The organism is Micromonospora parva (genome assembly GCF_040649675.1).
Taxonomy (GTDB): Bacteria; Actinomycetota; Actinomycetes; order Mycobacteriales; family Micromonosporaceae; genus Micromonospora; species Micromonospora parva.
Genome location: NZ_JBEZFX010000007.1, coordinates 1 through 21473, shown reverse-complemented (window position 1 = coordinate 21473; position 21473 = coordinate 1). Strand labels below are relative to the sequence as shown.

Annotated in this window: 20 protein-coding genes; 8 read left to right on the top strand and 12 right to left on the bottom strand. The window is 72.1% G+C overall.

From position 1 onward, the window contains the following. Window positions 1–172: 172 nt before the first annotated feature. A complete protein-coding gene (locus tag AB0C03_RS18405; RefSeq protein WP_357638012.1) occupies window positions 173–859 on the top strand; it encodes a TetR/AcrR family transcriptional regulator in 687 nt (228 codons plus the stop codon). Window positions 860–865: 6 nt separating this feature from the next. On the opposite strand, the gene AB0C03_RS18400 is transcribed toward AB0C03_RS18405, so the two are convergent. The 7 genes from AB0C03_RS18400 to AB0C03_RS18370 all read right to left on the bottom strand — a co-directional run bounded on the left by AB0C03_RS18400 (window position 866) and on the right by AB0C03_RS18370 (window position 7421). Beyond that, window positions 866–1342, bottom strand: coding sequence for a DUF4383 domain-containing protein (locus AB0C03_RS18400; protein ID WP_030329115.1), 477 nt, complete (start codon window positions 1340–1342; stop codon window positions 866–868). A gap of 221 nt (window positions 1343–1563) precedes the next feature. Beyond that, the gene (locus AB0C03_RS18395; RefSeq protein WP_030329117.1) at window positions 1564–2019 is read right to left on the bottom strand and encodes a DUF4383 domain-containing protein; all 456 of its coding nucleotides are present in this window, start codon (window positions 2017–2019) and stop codon (window positions 1564–1566) included. Between the two features lie 101 nt (window positions 2020–2120). Then, entirely contained in the window at window positions 2121–3926 is a 1806-nt protein-coding gene (locus tag AB0C03_RS18390; RefSeq protein ID WP_030329119.1) for an ABC-F family ATP-binding cassette domain-containing protein, read from the bottom strand. 118 nt (window positions 3927–4044) lie between these two features. After that, a complete protein-coding gene (locus AB0C03_RS18385; protein ID WP_357638007.1) occupies window positions 4045–4995 on the bottom strand; it encodes a 4-(cytidine 5'-diphospho)-2-C-methyl-D-erythritol kinase in 951 nt (316 codons plus the stop codon). After that, window positions 4992–5576 (bottom strand): Uma2 family endonuclease, encoded by a 585-nt coding sequence (locus tag AB0C03_RS18380; protein WP_357638005.1) that lies wholly within the window; start codon window positions 5574–5576, stop codon window positions 4992–4994. Before AB0C03_RS18380 ends, AB0C03_RS18385 begins: the two co-directional genes overlap by 4 nt. Window positions 5577–5608: 32 nt before the next feature. Further along, the gene (gene rsmA / locus AB0C03_RS18375; protein WP_357638002.1) at window positions 5609–6478 is read right to left on the bottom strand and encodes a 16S rRNA (adenine(1518)-N(6)/adenine(1519)-N(6))-dimethyltransferase RsmA; all 870 of its coding nucleotides are present in this window, start codon (window positions 6476–6478) and stop codon (window positions 5609–5611) included. 46 nt (window positions 6479–6524) lie between these two features. Beyond that, window positions 6525–7421, bottom strand: a complete 897-nt coding sequence (locus AB0C03_RS18370) for a TatD family hydrolase (RefSeq protein WP_030329128.1) — start codon at window positions 7419–7421, stop codon at window positions 6525–6527. 129 nt (window positions 7422–7550) lie between these two features. On the opposite strand from AB0C03_RS18370, the gene AB0C03_RS18365 reads away from it, so the two are divergent. Continuing rightward, window positions 7551–8798, top strand: a complete 1248-nt coding sequence (locus AB0C03_RS18365) for a hypothetical protein (protein ID WP_030329130.1) — start codon at window positions 7551–7553, stop codon at window positions 8796–8798. A gap of 43 nt (window positions 8799–8841) precedes the next feature. Here AB0C03_RS18365 and metG read toward each other — a convergent pair whose 3' ends face one another. Beyond that, the gene (gene metG, locus AB0C03_RS18360; protein ID WP_357637999.1) at window positions 8842–10644 is read right to left on the bottom strand and encodes a methionine--tRNA ligase; all 1803 of its coding nucleotides are present in this window, start codon (window positions 10642–10644) and stop codon (window positions 8842–8844) included. Window positions 10645–10794: 150 nt separating this feature from the next. On the opposite strand from metG, the gene AB0C03_RS18355 reads away from it, so the two are divergent. Next, complete coding sequence (locus AB0C03_RS18355; protein ID WP_435821699.1) at window positions 10795–11853, top strand: hypothetical protein; 1059 nt, start codon at window positions 10795–10797, stop codon at window positions 11851–11853. A gap of 31 nt (window positions 11854–11884) precedes the next feature. Here the strand turns inward: AB0C03_RS18355 and rsmI are convergent, their stop codons facing one another. Further along, window positions 11885–12724, bottom strand: a complete 840-nt coding sequence (gene rsmI / locus AB0C03_RS18350) for a 16S rRNA (cytidine(1402)-2'-O)-methyltransferase (protein WP_030329134.1) — start codon at window positions 12722–12724, stop codon at window positions 11885–11887. Between the two features lie 140 nt (window positions 12725–12864). Between rsmI and AB0C03_RS18345 the strand changes: the two genes are divergently transcribed. The 3 genes from AB0C03_RS18345 to AB0C03_RS18335 all read left to right on the top strand — a co-directional run bounded on the left by AB0C03_RS18345 (window position 12865) and on the right by AB0C03_RS18335 (window position 16959). Continuing rightward, window positions 12865–14526 carry a dolichyl-phosphate-mannose--protein mannosyltransferase gene (locus tag AB0C03_RS18345; RefSeq protein ID WP_051708192.1) on the top strand — a complete coding sequence of 554 codons (1662 nt, stop codon included), beginning with the start codon at window positions 12865–12867 and terminating at the stop codon, window positions 14524–14526. 367 nt (window positions 14527–14893) lie between these two features. Beyond that, a complete protein-coding gene (locus tag AB0C03_RS18340; RefSeq protein ID WP_030329138.1) occupies window positions 14894–16177 on the top strand; it encodes a VWA domain-containing protein in 1284 nt (427 codons plus the stop codon). Beyond that, window positions 16177–16959, top strand: a complete 783-nt coding sequence (locus AB0C03_RS18335) for a hypothetical protein (RefSeq protein ID WP_030329139.1) — start codon at window positions 16177–16179, stop codon at window positions 16957–16959. Before AB0C03_RS18340 ends, AB0C03_RS18335 begins: the two co-directional genes overlap by 1 nt. Before the next feature lie 44 nt (window positions 16960–17003). Here the strand turns inward: AB0C03_RS18335 and AB0C03_RS18330 are convergent, their stop codons facing one another. Next, the gene (locus AB0C03_RS18330; protein WP_036410856.1) at window positions 17004–17273 is read right to left on the bottom strand and encodes a hypothetical protein; all 270 of its coding nucleotides are present in this window, start codon (window positions 17271–17273) and stop codon (window positions 17004–17006) included. Window positions 17274–17465: 192 nt separating this feature from the next. On the opposite strand from AB0C03_RS18330, the gene AB0C03_RS18325 reads away from it, so the two are divergent. Continuing rightward, complete coding sequence (locus AB0C03_RS18325; RefSeq protein WP_030329141.1) at window positions 17466–18122, top strand: 4'-phosphopantetheinyl transferase family protein; 657 nt, start codon at window positions 17466–17468, stop codon at window positions 18120–18122. Between the two features lie 42 nt (window positions 18123–18164). Here AB0C03_RS18325 and AB0C03_RS18320 read toward each other — a convergent pair whose 3' ends face one another. Next, window positions 18165–19445 carry a ferritin-like domain-containing protein gene (locus AB0C03_RS18320; protein WP_209444495.1) on the bottom strand — a complete coding sequence of 427 codons (1281 nt, stop codon included), beginning with the start codon at window positions 19443–19445 and terminating at the stop codon, window positions 18165–18167. Between the two features lie 32 nt (window positions 19446–19477). Continuing rightward, entirely contained in the window at window positions 19478–20563 is a 1086-nt protein-coding gene (locus tag AB0C03_RS18315; RefSeq protein WP_030329143.1) for a Gfo/Idh/MocA family protein, read from the bottom strand. A 69-nt stretch (window positions 20564–20632) separates the two neighbouring features. On the opposite strand from AB0C03_RS18315, the gene AB0C03_RS18310 reads away from it, so the two are divergent. Then, a complete protein-coding gene (locus tag AB0C03_RS18310) occupies window positions 20633–21382 on the top strand; it encodes a hypothetical protein (protein WP_051708193.1) in 750 nt (249 codons plus the stop codon). The last annotated feature ends 91 nt before the right edge of the window (window positions 21383–21473 follow it).

Here is a 21473-nt window from a genome sequence, read left to right as displayed (position 1 = left end):
ACGCGGGGGGACCGGACGACTCGGCAACCGGGCAGCCGGGCCCTGACCCGGGTTCGGTCGGACGGCGCGGCAGGGCGGTCGGACCGCCGGCCAGTGAGGCGACGACGTGAACGGGCACAGCGGAGACACCATCCCACGGCAGGGCGTCATCGAGCGCCAGCGAGGCGGCGATATGCCCGAGAACAAGGATGGTGCCGAGGGTCGGCGGGCGACGCCGGCCCCGGCACCAAAACCGAAGACCACTTCTCGGGTACGCATGTCGGCGGCCCAACGGCGGGAGCAGTTGATAGCGACCGGCCGGCAACTCTTCGCCGAGCGGGGTTTCGACGCCACCTCCATCGAGGAGGTGGCGGCCCGCGCCAAGGTCTCCAAGCCGGTGGTCTACGAGCACTTCGGCGGCAAGGAGGGGCTCTACGCGGTGGTGGTGGACCGGGAGGTCCGGGCCCTGCTGGACCGGATCACCACGGCGTTGACCGCCGGGCATCCACGGGAGTTGCTGGAACAGGCGGCGCTGGCCCTGCTGGGCTACATCGAGGAGGAGACCAGCGGCTTCCGGGTGCTGGTCCGTGAGTCGCCGCTGATGTCCGCGACGGGCACCTTCAGCAGCGTGATGAACGACGTGGCGCACCAGGTCGAGCACATCCTGGGCGCCGAGTTCAAGAGCCGCGGGTACGACCCGAAGCTCGCCGAGCTGTACTCGCAGGCCCTGGTGGGCATGGTCGCGCTGACCGGCAGTTGGTGGCTGGAGGTGCGCAAGCCGCGCAAGGAGACGGTGGCGGCGCACCTCGTCAACCTCGCCTGGAACGGGTTGTCGCACCTGGAGGCGAAGCCGACGTTGATCACCGCCCGGCGCGGCTGACCCCGGTCAGGGGCGGTGCACGTCGGCCACCGGGTGCTTGCGGTGCTCCAACTCCGCCTCGGCGGACTCCGGCGGGCCGACCTTGTCGTACAGGCCGGTGCCGAGCAGGATCAGCCCGAACAGCATCGACACGACCACCGTCGACATCGAGAAGTTGAGGAAGTTCGCCTCGGTCTGCAGCACCGACATCATCAGGATGCTGGTCACCAGGAACACCACACCGGCGGTGAGGTTCATGTAGTGGCCGAGGTTGGTGCGCCGCGAGGCCCCGATGATCAGGAAGACCCCGAAGATCAGCGAGGCGAGCGAGAAGGCCAGGTTGGTCCGGAGTCCGAGGGCCCAGGTGCTGTTGCGGGCGAAGAGCGGGTCGCCGATCGTCTCGGCGACGCCCCAGACGCCGAATACCAGGATGTAGACGCCGATCAGCCCGGAGAGGACCCGGTAGAGCGGCCGAGCCGGATGATTGACCGGAAAATGCGGCATGCCCAGACCCCCTGATGTGACCGTTTCAGGGGAATTGTCGCCCAGAGCAGCGCCGACTGTCCGCAGAACCACAATGCCGGCAGGGTCCGCCGAAAGGCCGGACCAGGTCAGGTTTTCGCCGGAGCCCGAGCTGCGCAGGGATCAAGCCTGACCGCCCGGAGCAGCTCGGGCTCCGGCGAAAACCCACGGCCGCAACCAAAGAGCAGCAACCACAGACAGGATCAGAGAACGAGCCGAGCCTTCTGGAACGCCTCCGCCTCGTCCTCCGTGCCGACCTTGCCGTACATGCCGACCATCAGCAGCACCAGTGCGGCAGTCATCACCACGATCACGGTGGTGATGCTGAAGTTGAAGATGTTGGCGTCGGTCCGGATGAACGCGAGACCGGCCAGGCTGATCACCATGAGGCCGTACGCCAGCCACTGGTTGATCGCCACGTCGATGTTGCGGCCGAGCACGGTGCCGATCAGCACGACGATCCCGAGCAGCACGCTGAGCAGCGAGAAGCCGAGGTTGGTGCCCTGACCGAGGACCCGGGTGTCGTCCTGGGCGAGGATCTCGTTGCCGGTGCTCGCGATGATGCCGAGCACCCCGAAGACGACCAGGTACAGACCGGTCAGCCCGCCGATCGCCCGGTAGATCGGCCGCGCGGGGTGGTTGACGGGGGTGTGGGCCATGTCTGTGTCTCCAACGCCGTGAGGTGAGGTGTCGCGGACGATTGTCTCGCATGTGGCGGTGTGACGCCGCACACGGGGGCCGTGCCGGTGTGCCCCGCCCGTCAGCTCTCGGGCAGGTCCTCGGCGAGCGTCATCCAGCTCTCCTCGATCCGCTCCCGCTCGGCGCGCAGATCCTTGAGCTGGGTGTCCAACTCGGCGACCCGGGCGTAGTCGGTGGCGTCCGCCGCGAGCTGGTCGAGCAGCGTGGTCTCCCGCTGGTCGAGCTTGCCGAGTTGCCGCTCCAACCGGGTCAGCTCCTTGCGGGCCTGCCGGACCTCGGCGGCGGACATGCCACTCGCGGTCGCCCCGGTGGCCGCGGCGGTCGGGGTGCCACCGGCGCGACTGGTCCCGGCCCGCTCGGCGGTCCGGGCGAGATACTCGTCCACACCGCCCGGCAGGTGCACCAGCCGACCGTCACCGAACATCCCGTACGCCGTGTCGGTGACCCGCTCGATGAGGTACCGGTCGTGGCTGGCCACGATGATCGTGCCGGGCCACGAGTCGAGCAGGTCCTCCAGCGCGGCGAGAGTGTCCGTGTCCAGGTCGTTGGTGGGCTCGTCGAAGAGCAGCACGTTGGGCTCGCCAGCCAGCAGCCGCAGCATCTGCAACCGGCGGCGCTCCCCACCGGAAAGGTCACTGACCGGGGTCCAGAGCCGCCGGTCGTCGAAGCCGAACACCTCGGCGAGCTGGGAGGCGGAGACCTCCCGGTCGCCGAGCTGCACCCGGCGGGCGACCTCCTCCACCGCTTCCAGCACCCGCAGCTGCCCGGGCAGCTCGGCAAGCTCCTGGGAGAGGAACGCCGGCCGCACCGTGGAGCCGGTGTTGAGGCGGCCACCGTCGGGGCGGGTGATGCCGGCGAGCATCCGCAGCAGAGTGGTCTTGCCGGCGCCGTTGGCTCCGAGGATGGCGATCCGGTCGCCGGGGCCGACCAGCCAGCTGACGTCGCGCAGGATCTCCTTCGGCCCGGCGTGCAGCTCGACGTTGTCCAGCTCGTACACCTGCTTGCCGAGGCGCGACACCGCCATCCGCTGCAACGACATGGTGTCGCGGGCCGGCGGCACGTCGGCGATCAACGCGTTCGCGGCGTCGATGCGGAACTGCGGCTTGGAGGTGCGGGCCGGTGGGCCACGGCGCAGCCAGGCGATCTCCTTGCGGAGCAGGTTCTGCCGGCGGGCCTCGGTCGCGGCGGCGACGCGTTCCCGCTCGGCGCGGGCGAGGGTCCAGGCGGCGAAGCCACCCTCGTACGCGCGGACCGTCTGGTCGGCGACCTCCCAGGTGGTGGTGCAGACCGCGTCCAGGAACCACCGGTCGTGGGTGACCACGACCAGGGCGCCCTTGCGGCCGGTGAGGTGCCGGGCCAGCCAGTCGACACCGCCGACGTCCAGGTGGTTGGTGGGCTCGTCGAGGATGAGCAGGTCGGAGTCGCGGACGAGCAGCGCGGCGAGCGCCACCCGCCGTCGCTCGCCGCCGGACATCGGGCCGACCGGCTGGTCGAGGCCGAGGTGCGGCATGCCGAGGCCATCGAGGATGGCGCGCACCCCGGCGTCGCCGGCCCACTCGTGCTCGGCGCCCATCCCCTCGTCGAGCCAGGCGGTGCCGAGCACCACGTCCCGGACGGTGGCGTCGGGGGCGAGGGTGAGCTGCTGCGGCAGCCACAGCACCCGCAGGTCGCGGCGGTGCGTCACCCGGCCGTCGTCCGGGTCCTCCTGCTTGGTGAGCAGCCGCAGCAGGGTGGACTTGCCGGCGCCGTTGAGGCCGACCACGCCGATCCGGTCGGCGTCGTCCAGGCCGAGCGAGACGTCCGTGAGCAGCCGCCCGGCGGCGCCGTACCCCTTGGACACCCGGTCCAGATTGACGATGTTCGCCACGTTCCACCCTTCAATGTCAAGGCGTCCCGGTGCCGGCGGGCACCTGGACGCCTCTCCCCAGGGTACGCGGACGCCCCGAAGGCCCGCGCCGCGTGCCAGCCGCTCGCGGGACGCGTGGTCAGCTGATCCGGGCGCCGACGACCGGACCGTGCGCGACCCGTGCCTGCCGGCAGACGCCAGCGGTGGTCAGCTTGGCGGCGATCCGCTCCGCGCTGGCCGCGTCGGCGGCGAGGAACACGCAGGTCGGGCCGGAGCCGGAGACGATGCCGGTGAGCGCACCGGCCGCCTCGCCGGCCTTGAGGGTGTCGGCCAGCGTCGGGCGCATGGCCAGTGCGGCGTCCTGCAGGTCGTTGCCGAGCGTCCGGGCGAGCACCCGTGGGTCCCGCTGACGCAACGCGCCCAGCAGGGCGTCGGTGCTGCCCAGCGGGGCGCCGGCGGCACCGGAGTCGCGCAGCCGGTCCAGTTCCCGGTACGCGGCCGGGGTGGACAGGCCGCCGTCGGCGATCGCCACCACCCAGTGCCACGTGGTGGGGCGGACCAGCACCGGGCTGACCGCCTCGCCCCGGCCGGTGCCCAGCGCGGTGCCGCCGTAGATCAGGAACGGCACGTCGGAGCCGAGGTCGGCGGCGATGCCGGCCAGCTCGTCGCGGGACAGCCCGGTGCCCCAGAGCGCGTCGCAGGCCACCAGCGCGGCGGCCGCGTCGGCGCTGCCACCGGCCAGGCCACCGGCGAGCGGGATCTGCTTGCGCAGGTGCAGGCGGGCGTGCGGCAGCACACCCGCGTACCCGGCGAGGGCGTGCGCGGCACGGATGATCAGGTTGGTGTCGTCCAGGGCCAGCTCGCCGGTGCCCTCGCCCTCCATGGTCAACGCCAACGTGTCGCCGCGCCGGGCGGTCAGCTCGTCGTAGATGGAGATGGCGTGGTAGACCGTGTTCAGCTCGTGGTAGCCGTCCCGGCGCAGCGGGCCCACCCCGAGGTGCAGGTTGACCTTCGCGGGCACCCGCACCCGCACCGGGCCGGCGGCCCCACGTCGCTCGTCCTCGTCGTCCGGTCGCCAGGCCTCGGTCACGGGGTGATGTCCCGCAGGTGCAGGCGGATGTCGAACGGCTTGGCCACGATCAGCTCCTCGGCGGAGTCGGCGGCCAGCTCGTACCGGCCGCCGACCAGTTCGTACGCGTACACGTGCAGCGGGTCCTGCTCGATCCGCCAGTAGTGCGGGATGCCGGCGTCCGCGTAGTCGGCCAGCTTCTCCAGCCGGTCCCGACGACGGGTCCCGGGCGAGACGACTTCGACGGCGAGCACAACTTGATCAGCCTCGAAGTAGTGGTGGTCGGCCGCCACCGGACGCCGCAGCAGGACGACGTCGGGTTCGAGAGTGTTCCGATAGTTGATCGCCACCCCGACGGCGGTGGCCGGCGTCAACTCGGCCGGAGCGTGCTGCCGCAGCCACATCCACAACAGGTTGCCGATGTGCTGCTGGCCAAAGGTCGGGGAAGGGACCACGACGAGGACGCCGTCACGTAGCTCGACGCGGGGGGCGTCGTCGGGCAGGGCCAGCACGTCCTCGATGGTGTGGTTGGCCAGCCGTTGCCGGACGGGATCCGGACTCCACATCCCGTGGGCGGTGGGCGCGATCGGCTGCGCGGTCACTCGTACACCTCCTCGGCGGGCACGGCGTCAGCCTACTTCGCGGCCGGCGTACCGACCGGAGCCGACGCGGCGATGGCAGCGAACTGCTCGACGGTCAGCGACTCCCCACGGGCGCCGGGGTCGACGCCGGCCGCGGTGAGCGCCGCGGCGGCCCGGTCCGGGCCACCGGCCCAGCCGGCCAACGCGGCCCGCAGCGTCTTGCGGCGCTGCGCGAACGCCGCGTCCACCACGGCGAAGACCCGCTCGCGGGGTACGTCGGCGCGGGGCGGCTGGTGACAGGTGAAGGCGACCAGGCCGGAGTCGACGTTGGGCACCGGCCAGAACACGTTCGGCGGCACCTTGCCGGCACCGCGGGCCTGGGCGTACCAGGCGAGCTTCACCGACGGAATGCCGTACACCTTGGAGCCGGGACCGGCGACGAGCCGGTCGGCGACCTCCTTCTGCACCATCACCAGGCCGTGCCCCAGGGTGGGCAGCACGGCGAGCAGGTGCAGCACCACGGGCACCGCGACGTTGTAGGGCAGGTTCGCCACCAACGCGGTCGGCGGCGGGTCGGCCAGCTCGGCGGCGGTGATGCGCAGCGCGTCCGCGCGGTGCACGGTGAGCCGGGCGGCATCGGCCCCCGCGTGCCGCGCGACGGTCTCCGGCAGCGCCCCGGCGAGCACCGGGTCGATCTCCACGGCGTGCACGTGCCCGGCGATCGGCAGCAGCCCCAGGGTCAGCGAGCCGAGCCCGGGCCCGACCTCCAGTGCCACGTCGTCGGGGGTCAGGCCGGCGGCGGTAACGATCCGACGCACCGTGTTCGGGTCGTGCACGAAGTTCTGGCCGAGCTTCTTGGTGGGCGCGACGCCCAGCCGGGCGGCGAGTTCCCGGATCTCCGCCGGGCCGAGGAGACCGGTCATGGCTGGCAGCGTAGCGACGGGGTCGGTGCCGACCGTCGGGCCGGGCTCACCACGGGCCGAAGACCCGGTCGCCGGTGGCGGAGATGGCCGCGCACAGCTCGTCCAGGTCGCTGCCGGTGGTCGCGGCGAGCGCCCGGACGGTGAGCGGAATCAGGTACGACGCGTTCGGCCGGCCGCGGTACGGCATCGGGGTGAGGTACGGCGCGTCGGTCTCCACGAGCATCTGGTCCACCGGGGTGAGCGCGGCGGCCTCGCGCAGCGCCGTCGCGCTGCCGAAGGTGACGGTGCCGGCGAAGCTCAGCAGATAGCCGCGGCGGACACACTCGCGGGCGAAGTCGGCGTCGCCGGAGAAGCAGTGCAGCACCACCCGGTCCGGGGCGCCCTCGTCGTCGAGGATCCGCAGCACGTCGGCGTGCGCGTCCCGGTCGTGGATGACCAACGTCTTGTCGTACCGCTTGGCGATGGCGATGTGCGCCCGGAAACTCTCCTCCTGCGCGGCCCGCCCCTCGTCGCCGGTGCGGAAGAAGTCCATTCCGGTCTCGCCGATCCCCCGGACCCGATCGCGGGCGGCGAGTGACTCGATCTCCCGCAACGCCTCGTCGAGGTCACTGAGCCGGGGCGCCTCGTTGGGGTGCAGCGCCACGGTGGCCAGCACGGCGGGATACCGGTCGGCGGTGTCCGCGCCCCACCGGGAGGAGGCGACGTCCACGCCCACCTGGACCAGCCGGTCCACGCCGACCTTCGTGGCCACCGCGATGGCCACGGCTACCGGGTCGTCGGCCGGCCCGCCGGGCACCCCGGCCTCGCTGACGGTGATGTCCAGGTGGGTGTGGCTGTCCAGCACCGCCCGGGGCAACGACTCGGGGGCTGGCGGGAACTCTCCGGCCCGCCGGGCGGCACGGTCACGGCGGGATTCTCTGGGCTCGCTCATCAGCGACAGCATCACACACCGGCGCTGTCCATCTGCCCGCCACCCGACGTTCACCTCGGCTACGCCGCGCGACTCTACGGTCGCCAACGAGCGGACGCGACAGCGTGCGGACCCCATCCCAGCGAGCAGGGAGGCGACGGCATGAGCGTCACCCCCCAGGCCGGCGGCACGGCCAGCGAACGGACCGGACTGCACGTGGCGTTCGGCGGCGCCGTGTACCCGGCCGAGGAGATCGCCCGAGGTGCCGCGTACGAGTTGTTCAGCGCCGACGAGGTGGCCGGCTTCGAGTGGGCGCCCCGCCCGGGCAGCGCCCTGCCGTGGCGGCGTTTCGTGCACGTCACCGAGGTGACAGCTGTGCACGGGGCGACGGAACCGGCCGACGAGCCGGAGACGCCGCTGCTGATGCCCGCCCATCGCGAGCGGGGTTGGGCGTACCTGCACCAGCTCAGCCAGCAGCCGGCGGCGGCGGGCGACCCGGTGCTGGCGATGGCGCGCGCGTCGGCGGTGGTCCGGCGGGGCACCCGGATGGTGAAGGTGCTCTCGGCCCAGCAGGTCGCCGGTCACCTGCGGGGTTGGCTGCCGCACGGCTTCTGCTACCGCGAGCACGATGTGGCGCACCTGCGTACGCCGGTGACGACGAAGGTGCTGCGTACCGATGGTGACGCTGGCCGGGACGGCCCGGACGTGGCGTACGTGTTGCGCTGGCGCGCGTCCGACAGTGGTGACTACGACGTGCCGGCCGGGCCCGCGCACCGGGGCCTGACCGCGTTGGCCTCGCGGGACCGGGTCGGCGCTCCCGTGCTGGGCACCGGCTTCACGCCCAGCAACGGTCAGCTCATCCCGGAGTTCATCACCAGGGACTTCGCCGACCTGCCGATGCCGGCGAACGCCGCCCTCATCGCCTACCCGGCGGAGGGGGTGGAGGTGGTGCTGTACACCTACCAGGCCGAGCAGCGCGGGTGGCTGCGGATGGTGGGTCCGCAGTGGCGGCACCTGTTGGCCGCGGTGCCGGGTCTCTCCCCCGATCAGGAGTACGTGCCGAACGCCGACGTGCCCCGCTCCACCCAACTGGTCGGCACGTACGGCGACAACGAGTACGAGGCGGTCGCCGACCTGCCCGGCGGGTTCCGGGTGCTGGCGATGACCCGGGCGGCCCGTTACCCGGTGGACGCGGTGGCCCGCCGGGTCCGGTTCGCCCAGTGGCGGGGGGTGCCGTGTCTGGTGCTGCGGGAGGAGGCGGGCTGGCTGCGGATGCGGCTGCGCTACCCGAACCCGGACGCGGTGCTCGGCACCGGCGCCCAGTGCCAGGAACGCGGCGTCTACGAGGCCTGGGCGCCGGGCGCCGAGGTGACCGACGACCAGGTGATGGACACCCGGTACGCGATGTGACGGCGCGCGGCGGCAGGGCGACCCGCCGCCGCGCGTCGTGCGGTCAGTCGGCCAGTCGGGCCAGTTCCTCGTCGACGATCGACGGGTCGAGCTTGCGGAACACCGGCTTCGGCGCGGCCAGCGGACGGCCCGCCTCGATCGGCACCGACTCCCAGCGCGCGCCGACCGTGTAGTCCCCGGTGAGCACCGGGTACGCCGGGCCGCCGTCCAGGTCGTCGACCTGCTCGATCACCGGCATCGGCGCGTGCACGCCGGTGCCGCCGAGCAGCTCGTGCACCTGCTGCGCGGAGTGCGGCAGGAACGGGGTGAGCAGCGTGTTGGCGTCGCTGATCACCTGGAGGGCGACGTGCAGGATGGTGCCCATGCGGGGCTTGTCGGCCTCACCCTTGAGCTTCCACGGCGCCTGCTCGGAGAGGTACTTGTTGGCCTCGGCGACCACCTTCATGGCCTCGCCGATGGCCTGCTTCTGCCGGTGCCGGCCGATCAGGTCGCCAACCGTGGTGAACCCGGCGCGGGCGACGGCGAGCAGGGCCTCGTCGGCCTCGGTGAGCCCGGCCGGGTCGACAGCGGGGATCACCCCGAAGTTCTTGGCGGCCATCGAGACGCACCGGTTGACCAGGTTGCCCCAGCCGGCGACCAACTCGTCGTTGTTGCGGCGGAGGAACTCAGCCCAGGTGAAGTCGGTGTCGTTGCTCTCCGGGCCGGCGGCGGCGATGAAGTAGCGCAGCGCGTCGGCGTCGTAGCGCTCCAGGAAGTCGCGGACGTAGATGACCACCTTGCGGGACGACGAGAACTTCCGCCCCTCCATGGTCAGGTACTCGCTGGAGACCACCTCGGTGGGCAGGTTGAGCCGACCCAGCTCGCCCGGCTCACCGTCGCGGGAGCCCTCGCCGGAGTATCCGGAGAGCAGCGCCGGCCAGATCACCGAGTGGAAGACGATGTTGTCCTTGCCCATGAAGTAGTAGGACTGCGCGTCCTTACCCTGACCGTCGGTGGACCACCACCGGCGCCACGCCTCCGGGTCGCCGGAGCGGCGGGCCCACTCGATCGAGGCGGACAGGTAGCCGATCACCGCGTCGAACCACACGTAGATCCGCTTGTCCGGCCGGTCCCGCCAGCCGTCCAGCGGGATCGGTACGCCCCACTCCAGGTCCCGGGTGATCGCCCGGGGCTGGAGGTCGTCGAGCAGGTTGCGGGAGAACCGCAGCACGTTGGGCCGCCACCCCTCGCGGGTGTCCAGCCACTGCCGCAGCACCTCGGCCAGCGCCGGCAGGTCCAGGAAGAAGTGCTCGGTCTCGACGAACTTCGGAGTCTCCCCGTTGATCCGCGACTTCGGGTCGATCAGATCGATCGGGTCGAGCTGGTTGCCGCAGTTGTCGCACTGGTCACCGCGGGCGCTGTCGTACCCGCAGATCGGGCAGGTGCCCTCGATGTACCGGTCGGGCAGGGTGCGCCCGGTGGACGGGGAGATCGCGCCCATGGTGGTCTTGGGCACGATGTAACCGTTGCGGTACATCCCCTCGAACAGCTCCTGCACCACCGCGTAGTGGTTGCGGGTGGTGGTGCGGGTGAACAGGTCGTAGGAGAGGCCGAGGCCGTGCAGGTCCTCGACGATCACCCTGTTGTACCGGTCGGCCAGCTCGCGCGGGGTCACCCCGTCAGCGTCGGCCTGCACCTGGATCGGGGTGCCGTGCTCGTCGGTGCCGGAGACCATGAGCACGTCGTGGCCGGCCATCCGCATGTACCGGGCGAAGACGTCGGAGGGAACGCCGAAACCGGAGACGTGGCCGATGTGGCGGGGGCCGTTGGCGTACGGCCAGGCCACTGCCGCGAGAACGTGACTCATGAGCAGTGAGCCTAGTGACCCGGTCGGGGCATCCGTGAACCAATGGGGGGGTCCCCGACCGGCGGACCGGGCCGACCACCTCGCCCGTTGGTCCGATTTGTCGTCGACACGCGGCTCAGCTGCCCGTTTCGCCTCCTGGGGAGGTGTGCAATGAACGTCGTGACGGGCAGACGAGCGGCGCGGGACCACGAGGACCGTCCCACCGGACCGGCGGTCGGCGACGAGCCTGGGCGCGAGCCGGCCGTGCCCCGGGTCACCGGGGTCGCGCCCCAGCCCCGGCTGGTGCCCGCCGACCCGGGTGGGCAGCGGCCCACCCCGGCGGGGCGGTCCGCCACCCCGGCCCGCCCCACGCCGGCGGCCCCGTCGCCCACTCCGGCCCGGCCGACCCCGGCGGCACCCGCACCCGGTCCGGCCCGGCCCGCCCTGTCCGGCCCGCTCGCCGCCTCGGTTCCGGCCGGTGGGGAGTTCGTCGAGGTGGAGCCGACCACCGGGGCACCCGTGGACGCCGTGCCGCGTCGGGTGCCGGTGCGGCAGCAGACCCGCCGCCAGCGGGCCCGCCGGCCGGACGACACGCTGGACGACGACGGTGACGCCTTCTGGGCACCGATCGAACAGGTGCACTGGGACGGCACCCCGGTCCGCAAGGACCCGGCACCGGAGCGGTTTCGCGGCTTTCGGCTGCTGCTGCGGCGGCGGGCACCGAGCCGTACGCCCCCACCGCCGGATCCGCTGCCCGGGCTCGCCGCGCTGGTGGTGCTGAGCCTGGTCGCGGCCTTCTTCGCCTGGGTCAGCGCGGGCCCGTTCTGGCTCGCGGTCGGGCACGCCCGGTCGGGCACCGTGGTGATCGACGACTGCTCCGGCGGCGGGCTCACCCAGCGGTGCCGGGGGATCTTCACAGCCGACGACGGGCGGTTCATCGCCCATGGTGTGCGCGTCGGCGGTGTGCCCGCCGACGGGAGCGCAGCCGGCACCCGGCTGCCGGCGCGGATGACCGGCCCGGACAGCGGCACCGCGTACGCGGACGTCGGCGTGGGCCGGCACCTGCGGTGGCTGCCCGGTCTGCTGGTGGTGCTGGGCTGCACCGCGGGCATCGTCCGGTGGACCGGTTCGGCCCGGCTGCCCGGCCGCCGGCACCGCCGCTGGGCGGTGGCCGCCGCCGTCGCCGGCCCCACGCTGATCACCGTCGGCTTCCTGGTCGCCGCGTGGTGATCCCGCCGTCAGGGGAGCCCGGTCCCCTCGGTCAGCTGTGCACGATCGTGTAGACGTCCCGGCGGCGCAGCGCGTACTCGGTGGCGACGTCGGTGATGGCGTCCCGGCGGGACCGGCCGGCGGCCTCCCGTTCGGCGACGGCGGCGCGCAGGGTGTCGTCGTCGGGGCGTTCGGGGGCGGTCACCGGCGCCCCGGCCACCACCAGCGTGATCTCTCCGCGCGGATCCCCCTCGGTGGCCCACCGGGCCAGCTCGCCGAGGGGGCGGCGGAGCACCTCCTCGTAGGTCTTGGTGAGTTCGCGGCAGAGCGCGGCCGGCCGGTCCGCCCCGAACGCGTCGGCCAGGTCGGTGAGGGTCGCCCCGATGCGGTGCGGCGCCTCGAAGAAGACCAGAGTGCGCTCCTCGGCGGCGAGTGCGCGCAGCCGCGATCGACGCCCGCTGGGGGTGCGGGGCAGGAAGCCCTCGAAGCAGAACCGGTCGCAGGGCAGCCCGGAGACGGCCAGCGCGGTGGTGACCGCGCTGGGACCGGGGGCGACGGTGACCGGCGCCCCGACCTCCAGCGTGGCGCGGACCAGCCGGTAGCCGGGGTCGGAGACGCTCGGCATCCCGCCGTCGGTGACCAGCGCCACCACGTATCCGCCGAGAATGGCCTCGACCAGCTCGGGGGTACGCCGCTCCTCGTTGCCCTCGAAGTAGGAGACGATTCGACCACCGACGGTGAGGTCGAGATCGCGGGCCAGCCGGGTGAGCCGACGGGTGTCCTCGGCGGCGACCACGTCGGCGCTGATCAGCACCTCCCGGAGTCGGGCCGAGGCGTCGGCGGGGTTGCCGAGCGGAGCACCGAGCAGAATCAGGCGCCCAACTTCGGACATTTCACCCACGGATTCGTCTCCTTCATTGCTGGGAATACCGGTATCAGGGACGACGGACGCCACCGGACACCTTGGCAGCCTACGATCGCCGGGTGACGAGTGCGTCGACAGCGCAGAGCCCGAGCGCGGACCCGGACAAGATGATCCAGGTGTCGGGCGAGCCCGGTGCCACCCAGGAGCCGACGGCACCGAGCGCCGAGGGCGGCGGGGTGGCCGCCGCGGTCCGGCGACGGTTCGCCACCGTCGACACCCAGGCGGACCGGTTCTCCTGGCTGGCCACGGCAGTGGTGGTGGCCATCGCGGCGATCCTGCGCTTCGTCGGGCTGTCCAGCCCCAAGGGCAAGATCTTCGACGAGACGTACTACGCCAAGGACGCCTACGGGCTGATCTCCCGTGGCGTGGAGTGGAACTACAAGGACAACGTCCCGTCGTACGTGGTGCACCCGCCGCTGGGCAAGTGGTTGATCGGGCTCGGCGAGTGGGCCTTCGGCTACCAGGACGCCGACTCCAAGGTCTCCGTTCCCGGGCACCTGATGACCACCGCGCCGGAGTTCGGCTGGCGCTTCTCGGCCGCGGTGATCGGCACCCTGTCGGTGCTGCTGCTGGTTCGCATCGGTCGGCGGATGTTCCGCTCGACGGTGCTCGGCTGCGCGGCCGGCCTGCTGCTCGCGCTGGACGGCTTCCACCTGGTGCTGTCCCGTGCGGCCCTGCTCGACATCTTCCTGCTCTTCTTCGTGCTGGCCGCGTTCGGCGCGCTGGTGCTCGACCGGGACGCCCGCCGTCGACGCTGGGCACGAGCCCTGGACGACGGGCTCGATCCGAGTCAGCCGGGTCGCGCCGGCCGCCCGCCGACCGGTTGGCGCACCTGGCCCTGGTGGCGGCTGGCGGCCGGGGTGCTGATCGGCTGCGCGTGTGCGGTGAAGTGGAGCGCCCTGTACTTCGTGCCGGCCTTCGCGCTGCTGGTGCTCCTCTGGGAGGTCGGCGTCCGCCGCTCGGCGGGGGTCCGCCGGCCCTGGCGGGACGCAGTCGTCGACGAGCTGCCCTGGCTGGTGCTCGCCGGCGTGGTCATGGTCGGCACCTACCTGGCCACCTGGTCGGGCTGGCTGCTCACCGACGACGGTTACTACCGGCTCGCGTCGGCCTACCCGAGCGCCCCGCTCAGCGACCGCCCGGTGATCGGCCCACTGATCAACCTGTACGAGTACCACCGCGCGGCGTACGGCTTCCATGCCCAGCTCGACGACGCGCACAAGTACCAGTCGTGGCCGTGGCAGTGGTTGCTGCTGGGCCGACCGGTGGCGTTCCACTACGCCAACAACGGCGTCTGCGGGGCGCCGACCTGCGCCTCGGAGATTCTGCTGCTCGGCACCCCGCTGCTCTGGTGGTCGTTCCTGCCCGCCCTGGTGGCGCTGGTCTGGCTGGGTGTGGCCCGTCGGGACTGGCGGGCCGGCGCGATCCTGCTGACCGTGGCCGCCGGGCTGCTGCCGTGGTTCTGGTTCGCCCTCGACGGCCGGACGATGTTCTCGTTCTACGCCGCGCCCGTGGTGCCGTTCCTGGTGCTGGCGGTGGTGTACGTGCTGGGTGCGCTGATCGCGCCCGCCGGGGGCGATGTGGGTGCGGTGGCACCGCTGGTGCCCGGTGACCCGAGTTATGAACGCCGGCTGGTGGGCAGCATCGCGGCGGGGGCGTACGTGTTGCTGGTCGGAGTCTGCTTCGCGTACTTCTATCCGATCTTCGTCGGCCGGGTGATCCCGTACTCGGACTGGCTGTCCCGGATGTGGCTCGACGGTCGGTGGATATAAGCATCGACAGGCGACGCGCCGCTCAGCGCGACGGGAGAAGGGCCCGCACGCCGAAGCGTGCGGGCCCTTCTGACAAAGACGCGCGCCCCGATCGCCTGCCACGGGGGAAGCGGGCGATTGGGGCGCGCAAGAAGAGCTTAACCACCGGGCACCACCGGCACAACGGGTCGACTTGGGTCAGATTTCCGACGGATGGTGGCCGGACCGCCACCTTTCCTTGAACAGTTGACCGAGGGTGACCCGGCGTGGACCCAGAGCGCGGACGATGCCGGCCCGCGGCGACGGGTGACCAGGCCGACGGCGTCGGGGCTCGGACCGTCCGCAACCCAAGTGATCATCCAAAGTGGATCTCACTACACTGCGGGCCGTGATCAACTTCAGACGATCGACGGCCGTCCTTCTCGGACTGCTGGCGACCACCGCACTGGCCGGGGCCGCCCCGGCGCAGGCCGACGAGGAGCCGGCGCCCGAGCCGCCCCGGGTCGAGCTGGTGCTCGACGTCAGCGGGTCGATGCGCGCCGCCGACATCGACGGACGCACCCGGATCGCGGTAGCCCAGCAGGCCTTCAACGAGGTCGTGGACGCGCTACCCGAACAGACACAGCTCGGCATCCGGGTACTCGGCGCCACCTACCGCGGCAAGGACAAGAAGGTCGGCTGCCAGGACACCCAACAGATCGTGCCGGTCGGCCCGGTGGACCGGTCCGCCGCCAAGGCGGCGGTGGCGACACTTCGCCCGACCGGGTTCACCCCGGTCGGCTTGGCGCTGCGCTCCGCCGCACAGGACCTGGGCAGCGGGAACACCACCCGGCGGATCGTGCTGATCACCGACGGCGAGGACACCTGCGCGCCGCCGGACCCGTGCGAGGTGGCCCGGGAACTGGCCGCACAGGGCACCAGCCTGGTCGTCGACACCCTCGGTCTGGCCCCGGACGAGAAGGTCCGCCGGCAGCTGCTCTGCATCGCCAGCGCGACCGGCGGGACCTACACCGCCGCGCAGAGCGCCGAGGAGCTGACCGACCGGATCAAACAGCTCGTGGAGCGGGCCGGCGACACGCACACCCGGGCCCCGACAGTGGTCGGCGGCACGAACGCGTGCGACTCGGCGCCACTGCTCGCACCGGGCGTGTACGCCGACCGGGAGTCGTTCTCCGAGCACCGCTACTACCGGGTGCCGATCCGCCCCGGCCAGGAGCTGCGGGCTTCGGTGAGCATGGCGTTGGACCGTGCCGTCAACCGGGACTACGGGGTGCTGCTGCGGGCCACCGCGGCCGACGGCCGGGAACTCGTCCGGGGTGCGGACGCCGGCAGCGGACGGGCCGACGTGCTCTCCGCCGGGCTGCGCTGGTCGGCCACCGCCGACGATGAGGATGCCGCGGACACCGAGGAGAGTTCGGCCCCGGTCGTCGAGCCCACCACCGTTTGCCTGGTGGTGAGCAACTCGTTCGCCCCGCGTCCCGGCACCGCGGCGACCCCGGGCATGCCGGTGGAGTTGACCGTCGACGTGGTCGCCGCCGCACCCGCACCGGACGGACCGGACCTCGGCCGGGGCTGGGTGCTGCTGGCCCTGCTCACCATCGCCGGGCTGATCACCGGTCTGCTCGCCGGCCTGCTCACCCGCTGGTGGGTCGCCACCTGGAGGGAGAACTGATGCGTAGCGCACTGTTCCGGTCGATGGCGGCGCTCCTCGCCGCCGGTGGGGCCGCCCTGCTCCCCGCCGCGGCCGTCGCCGCACCCACCCCCTCCCCGGGTGCCACGCCGGTCAACCGTGCCGGCACGTCGTTCCTCACCGCCACCCCGATCACCGCGGGACAGCCGGTACGGGTGGACGCCTCGATCGGCGACCACCTCTACTGGTCGTTCCCGGCAACGGCCGGTCAGGTGCACGAGATCACCGCCACCGTCACCTTCCCGAAGGGACGCGACGGGGCCTCCACCTGGACCGTCGACGTCTTCGACGGGCTCCGCCGCCGCCAGGCGTGCACGGCGGGGGCCCAGACTCCGACGGTGGACGCGAAGGCGTCGACGGTGGTGCTGGGCTGCACGTTGCGCGAGGTGCGGCCGTGGGCGGAGCCCTGGTCGGCCGACCCACTGCCCGGCACGTACGTCATCCGGCTCTCCGTGATCGACCTGCCGGAGCCGGATCTGGGTGCGCCGATCGACGTCGACCTGCTGGTCGGCACCGTCGCCGACCGGGGCACCTCGGCCGACGACGGCGAACTGGCCGCCCCGCTGGTGCCGAACACCAAGGCCGGCACGGTACTCACCGCCGTACCCCCGGTGGACGCGGAGGCCGACGACGAGGGTGACCCGCTGACGGACTGGTTGCCGGACCTCGGCTCGCGCTGGGTCTGGACCGGCATCGGTGGTGCGCTCGCCGCGGTGGCTGGCGTGTGCGGCTTCGCGATGACCCGGCGGCCTCGACGTCGCTGAACGCCCCTCTGGTGGCCCCGCCCAGCGGTGGGGCCACCGGAGGTTCAGCTACGCCGGGAGCCGCGCGGCAACCAGCCGATGAACCGGTCCTGGAGCGACATCACCGGGGCGGCGCGCAGATCTTCGGTGGCGGCGGCGAGGCAGGACCCCAGATAAACGCTGAGCATGGCGCGATCACCGCCGTACTCCGCCAGCAGCCGGCTGCGCTTCGTCGCGCACGGCCACTCGTCACCGCAGGAGCCGCAGCTCCAGCAGGGGGTCTTCGGGGCGTGATCGTCAGCCGGCACCCCCGGCCGTTGCGCACCATCGGTCATCGCACGTCCTTCCAGATGTCCACGGGGCTGGCCGCGCCGGCCAGCGTTGATGGTGGTCCCCCCGGAGCCATCAGGGAGGGCGCTGCGCGTCCCTCCGGTGTTACATCTTTGCGGTACTTTCAGCGGTCGTGGGAGTCGGAAATTTGACGGTTGACCTGATCTGCCATTCCTACCGACCAGTAGGCAATCGGAATGCGTGACCTGCTGCCACCGACGGTCGCGGTTGCCATCGCCGGGCCCGACGACTGGACGGGCGAGTTGCTCCCCGCTGAGCTGGCATGTCTCAGCGAGCGGGCCGCGCAGACCCGTCGGCGGGACTTTGCCGCCGGGAGGATGTGCGCCCGCCGCGCGTTGCGCGACCTCGGCCTGGCGATGACCGCGGTGCCGGCCGCCGCCGACCGCGCGCCGGTCTGGCCGGCCGGGGTGGTCGGCAGCATCACCCACACCGCCGGCTACTGCGCCGCGGCGGCGGCGCACACCACCGACGTCCGGTCCGTCGGAATGGACGCCGAGCAGCACCGCGAGATCAATCCGGGAGTACGCAGACTCGTGCTGCTGCCCGAGGAGGAGGCCGCCTGCGCGCGGCTACCCGGCGGCACCTGCTGGCCGGTCGTGCTGTTCAGCGCGAAGGAGACCATCTACAAGGTGTGGTACCCGATCGTCCGCGACTGGCTGGACTTCCACGACGCGCGAGTCGAACTTGATCCGGATGCCGGCACGTTCACCGCCCGGATCGCACCGACCCGGGTGGACGCGGCACAAGTCGCCGACCCGCCCTCGTCGATCACCGGCCGCTTCGTGATCGCCGACGGGCTGGTCCGCACCGCCGCCGTGCTCGGCCGGGGCTGACCCTGCTGGCTACCGCTCCAACCGGGCAGCCCCGCTCGGGCGTCAGTGGGCGTAGCGGCCGAGCAGGTACACACTGAGCCGCTTGCCGTCGCGCACCGCCACCACGTGCCCGGTCACCACGTCCCCCTGGCGCTGGTAGACCTGGTACGACGGCGCGTCGAAGCGCCACCCGACGGTGTCCGGGATCGCTTCGGCGGGAAGCGGGAACCCCGCATCGGTGGGCGCCATCGTCGGTGGCTGCGCCGGTGCGGCGGCCCAGCCGTCGAGGATCCGGTCCAGGCACCCTGGCGACGTGGTGAAGTGCAGGTACAGCTCGCCCATCGGTCCGGTCATGTCCTCGGCGTTGCTGTATCGCAGGCCATCAACGTCACACGGCAGACTGACCTGGTAGTGCGGCAGGATGTCGTCCTCGAAGTCGCCCCGGGTCACCCCGAAGATCCCGTCCGGGTGCCGGTAGGGCCGTGGACCCCAGAAGTGCGCCGGCGGGTAGAGCGCCACCGCCGACCCCACGACGACCAGCACAATCGCTCCCCAGCGCCAGAGCCGTTGTCGGGAGCCGCGCACCGTCGACCCCGTCGCGGGCCGCGCGGCCGCACTCGTGGAACTGGCGGGGTGAGCCTCCCGGCCCGCACCGGAGAGCACCTCCCGCACGACCGACCGGAACAGCGTCGCGGTGTCGGCGATGAACCGGAGCCGGCCGACACCGAGCAGACGCAACGCGGCGCCGTGCCCGAACGCGACCACGACGGCGGCGCCGAACAGCAACGCCCACCAACCCGCGGCCACCACCGCCCGTACCGGTCCAGCACTCTCGGCCCATCCCTGGCGCAACCGCTCGGTGTGGAACGGCACGTGCCTCTGCTCGTCGACCAGGATGCGGGCACCCACGTCCGAGAGCAGCGGATCATCAGTGCCGTCGCGGACGGCTCGGTAGTAGCGCAGGGCGACCACCTCGGCGACCATCAGCGTCATCAGTTCCAGTCGCAGCCCCAGGGCACGCCGGATCGTCACGAACACCCGGTCGGTCCAGTGACCGTCGATGACGTCGCCGCCCGCGCTGAGCAGCAGGTGCTTGAGGAGCCGGGCGTGGTTCTGCTCCTCGGCGACGAACAGTCGGACCGCCGCCAGATAGGTCGGGTCACCGGCCCGCTCGCTCTTGCTGATGAGATTCACGCCGTCGCCGTCTTCACCGGCCTGGAATCGTTGCAGGCTCCGGATCAGCGCCGGCGGCAGCGGACCCCCTGTACTCCACTGTGGATCGGGTCCGTCCCGGCGTCGCTCGGCGTTCTCGGTGAACTCACGTACCCAGGCCTCGAAACCCATGTCTCTTCCCCCGTTGTCTTGCAACCATTCGGCTACCGCGCCCACGCCTCGGCGTCGGTGACGACCGGCTGCCCGGTGCGTACCGATTCTTCGATGGCGAGGCTGATCAGGTGGTCCTGGCAGGCTTCGGCGAGGGAGTACGGAGCGGGGCCTTCCTTCCGCGCCCACGCCCCGGCGCGGGCGACGATGTCGGCCACCGCGATGTCGTCGTCGGACATCCCGCTACCGACGAAGGGATTGCGGTAGACCACCTCGCCGTCGAAGCTGATGTGCTTCAGGTCGAGCCCCTCCAGGTTGAGGTCGAGACCCGTCTGGCGTCGCACCAGTGACGACTCCACCGGCGTGGTCGGGTCGACCAGCCGGACAACCCGGTCGTCCACCAGCTCACCGCGCGAGCCGCGCACCACCAACCGGCGGGTACGCAGCGGGTTCCACCACTGGTTGTCGGTGAAGTCGTACAACCCCATCCGCCCGCCGAAGTCGATTGTCGCGAGTGTGGTGGAGAGCTGCTGCGGTGTGTCGTCACCGCTCCAGCCGGTCGGCGAGAGCGGGTTGGCCAGCGGCGCGACGAAGGCGCGCGCGTTGATCTCGGCGCTCTCGTGACCGACGCCGAGCAGACCCCGGATCAGCGACACCGCGTGGTACAGGTGGGTCGACGAGATCTGGACCGAGGTCGGTTCGCCGAGCACCCCGGCGCGGACCAGCGCCAGCCGGGCCGCGTGCCCGGGCATCAGCAGGTACTGCTCGGCGACCTGCACCAGACCGCTGCCCCCGACGTCGGCCCAGAGCGAGCGCAGACCCGCAAGGTCGGCGGCGGGCGGCGTCTCGGCGAGCACCGGTACGCCGGCCGCGACCAATTCCCGGGTCGCTTCCGGTGTCACGGACCACGGCACCGACACGATGACGAAGTCCGGCCGCTCGTGGGCGAGCAACTCGGCGGTCGTCCGGAAGGTCCGCACACCCCAGTCGGCGGTCACGGCAGCTCCCCGCGACTCGGTACGCGTCACCACCCCGGTCACCCGGAACCGCTCGGGAAGCAGCCTGGCCAGGCGAAGGAAGAACTCACCTCGCCAACCACTGCCGACAATGCCGAACCGGGTCTGCGCCACCGACGTCATCTGGGCTCCTCACCTAGAGGTCCGGATGCTAACCGTTGCCGGGCCGTGTTTTTCGCTACGGTTGCCCTGATGACCATCGACTCGTTACCGGCCGGACCCGCGTCGGCGGCCGTCGAAGTGACCGGCGCAGGTCCGCAGCTCGACTACTACCTGGTTGGCGCCTGCGACTCGACCACCACTGTGGAGGGCATCCTCGTCGAGGAGTTCACCCGGGACCGCGACCTCGTCACGACAGGGCTGGCCAGCGCGGGTTGGACCCCGCAGGCAGGCTGGTGGAGTTCCGCGTCGCTGAGCCGCGACATCCGCACGAACCCCGAGATGCTGGCCCGGGTGGTCCCCACCTCCCGCCGGCAGGCCGAGGACGCCCACCGCGCGCTCGGCGGTGGGCAGCTGCCGGACGAGACACTGCTCCGTACGCACTTTCTCGACCATCAACCGATCGCGAGCGCCCCGCCGCTGCGGCTCGGCCCCGCCCAGCCGCCGGCCGGCTTCCACGAACGGCGGGTGTACCGCGTCCTCTTCGCCAAGGACCTCCGCCCCGACCAGGTGGCCGCCCTCCGCACGGCCTGGCGGACACCGGCCGGCGGCACGAGCGCATCCGGCACGAACGCGTCCGTCGCGAGTGGTCGTCTCGATGGGCACGGCGACCAGTTCAGCTGGGACCTGCGCCGCGTCGGCCACACCCTCGCCTGGGGCCTCGACGTGACCGCACTGCTGGCGACCGATGCCACGGCGGCGCTCGGTTCGACACTGTCCGCGTTGACGGACGTCCTGCGGCAGCACGGTCTGATACCCGTGACGACAGAACGCTTCTCCTAGGGCCTGTTTCATAAGGGCGGTCGAGCCGAGGCGGAGTCCGGGCGGCGATCCGGCAAGGCGCGGTTTCGTCCGGATACCGGTGTCGTATCCG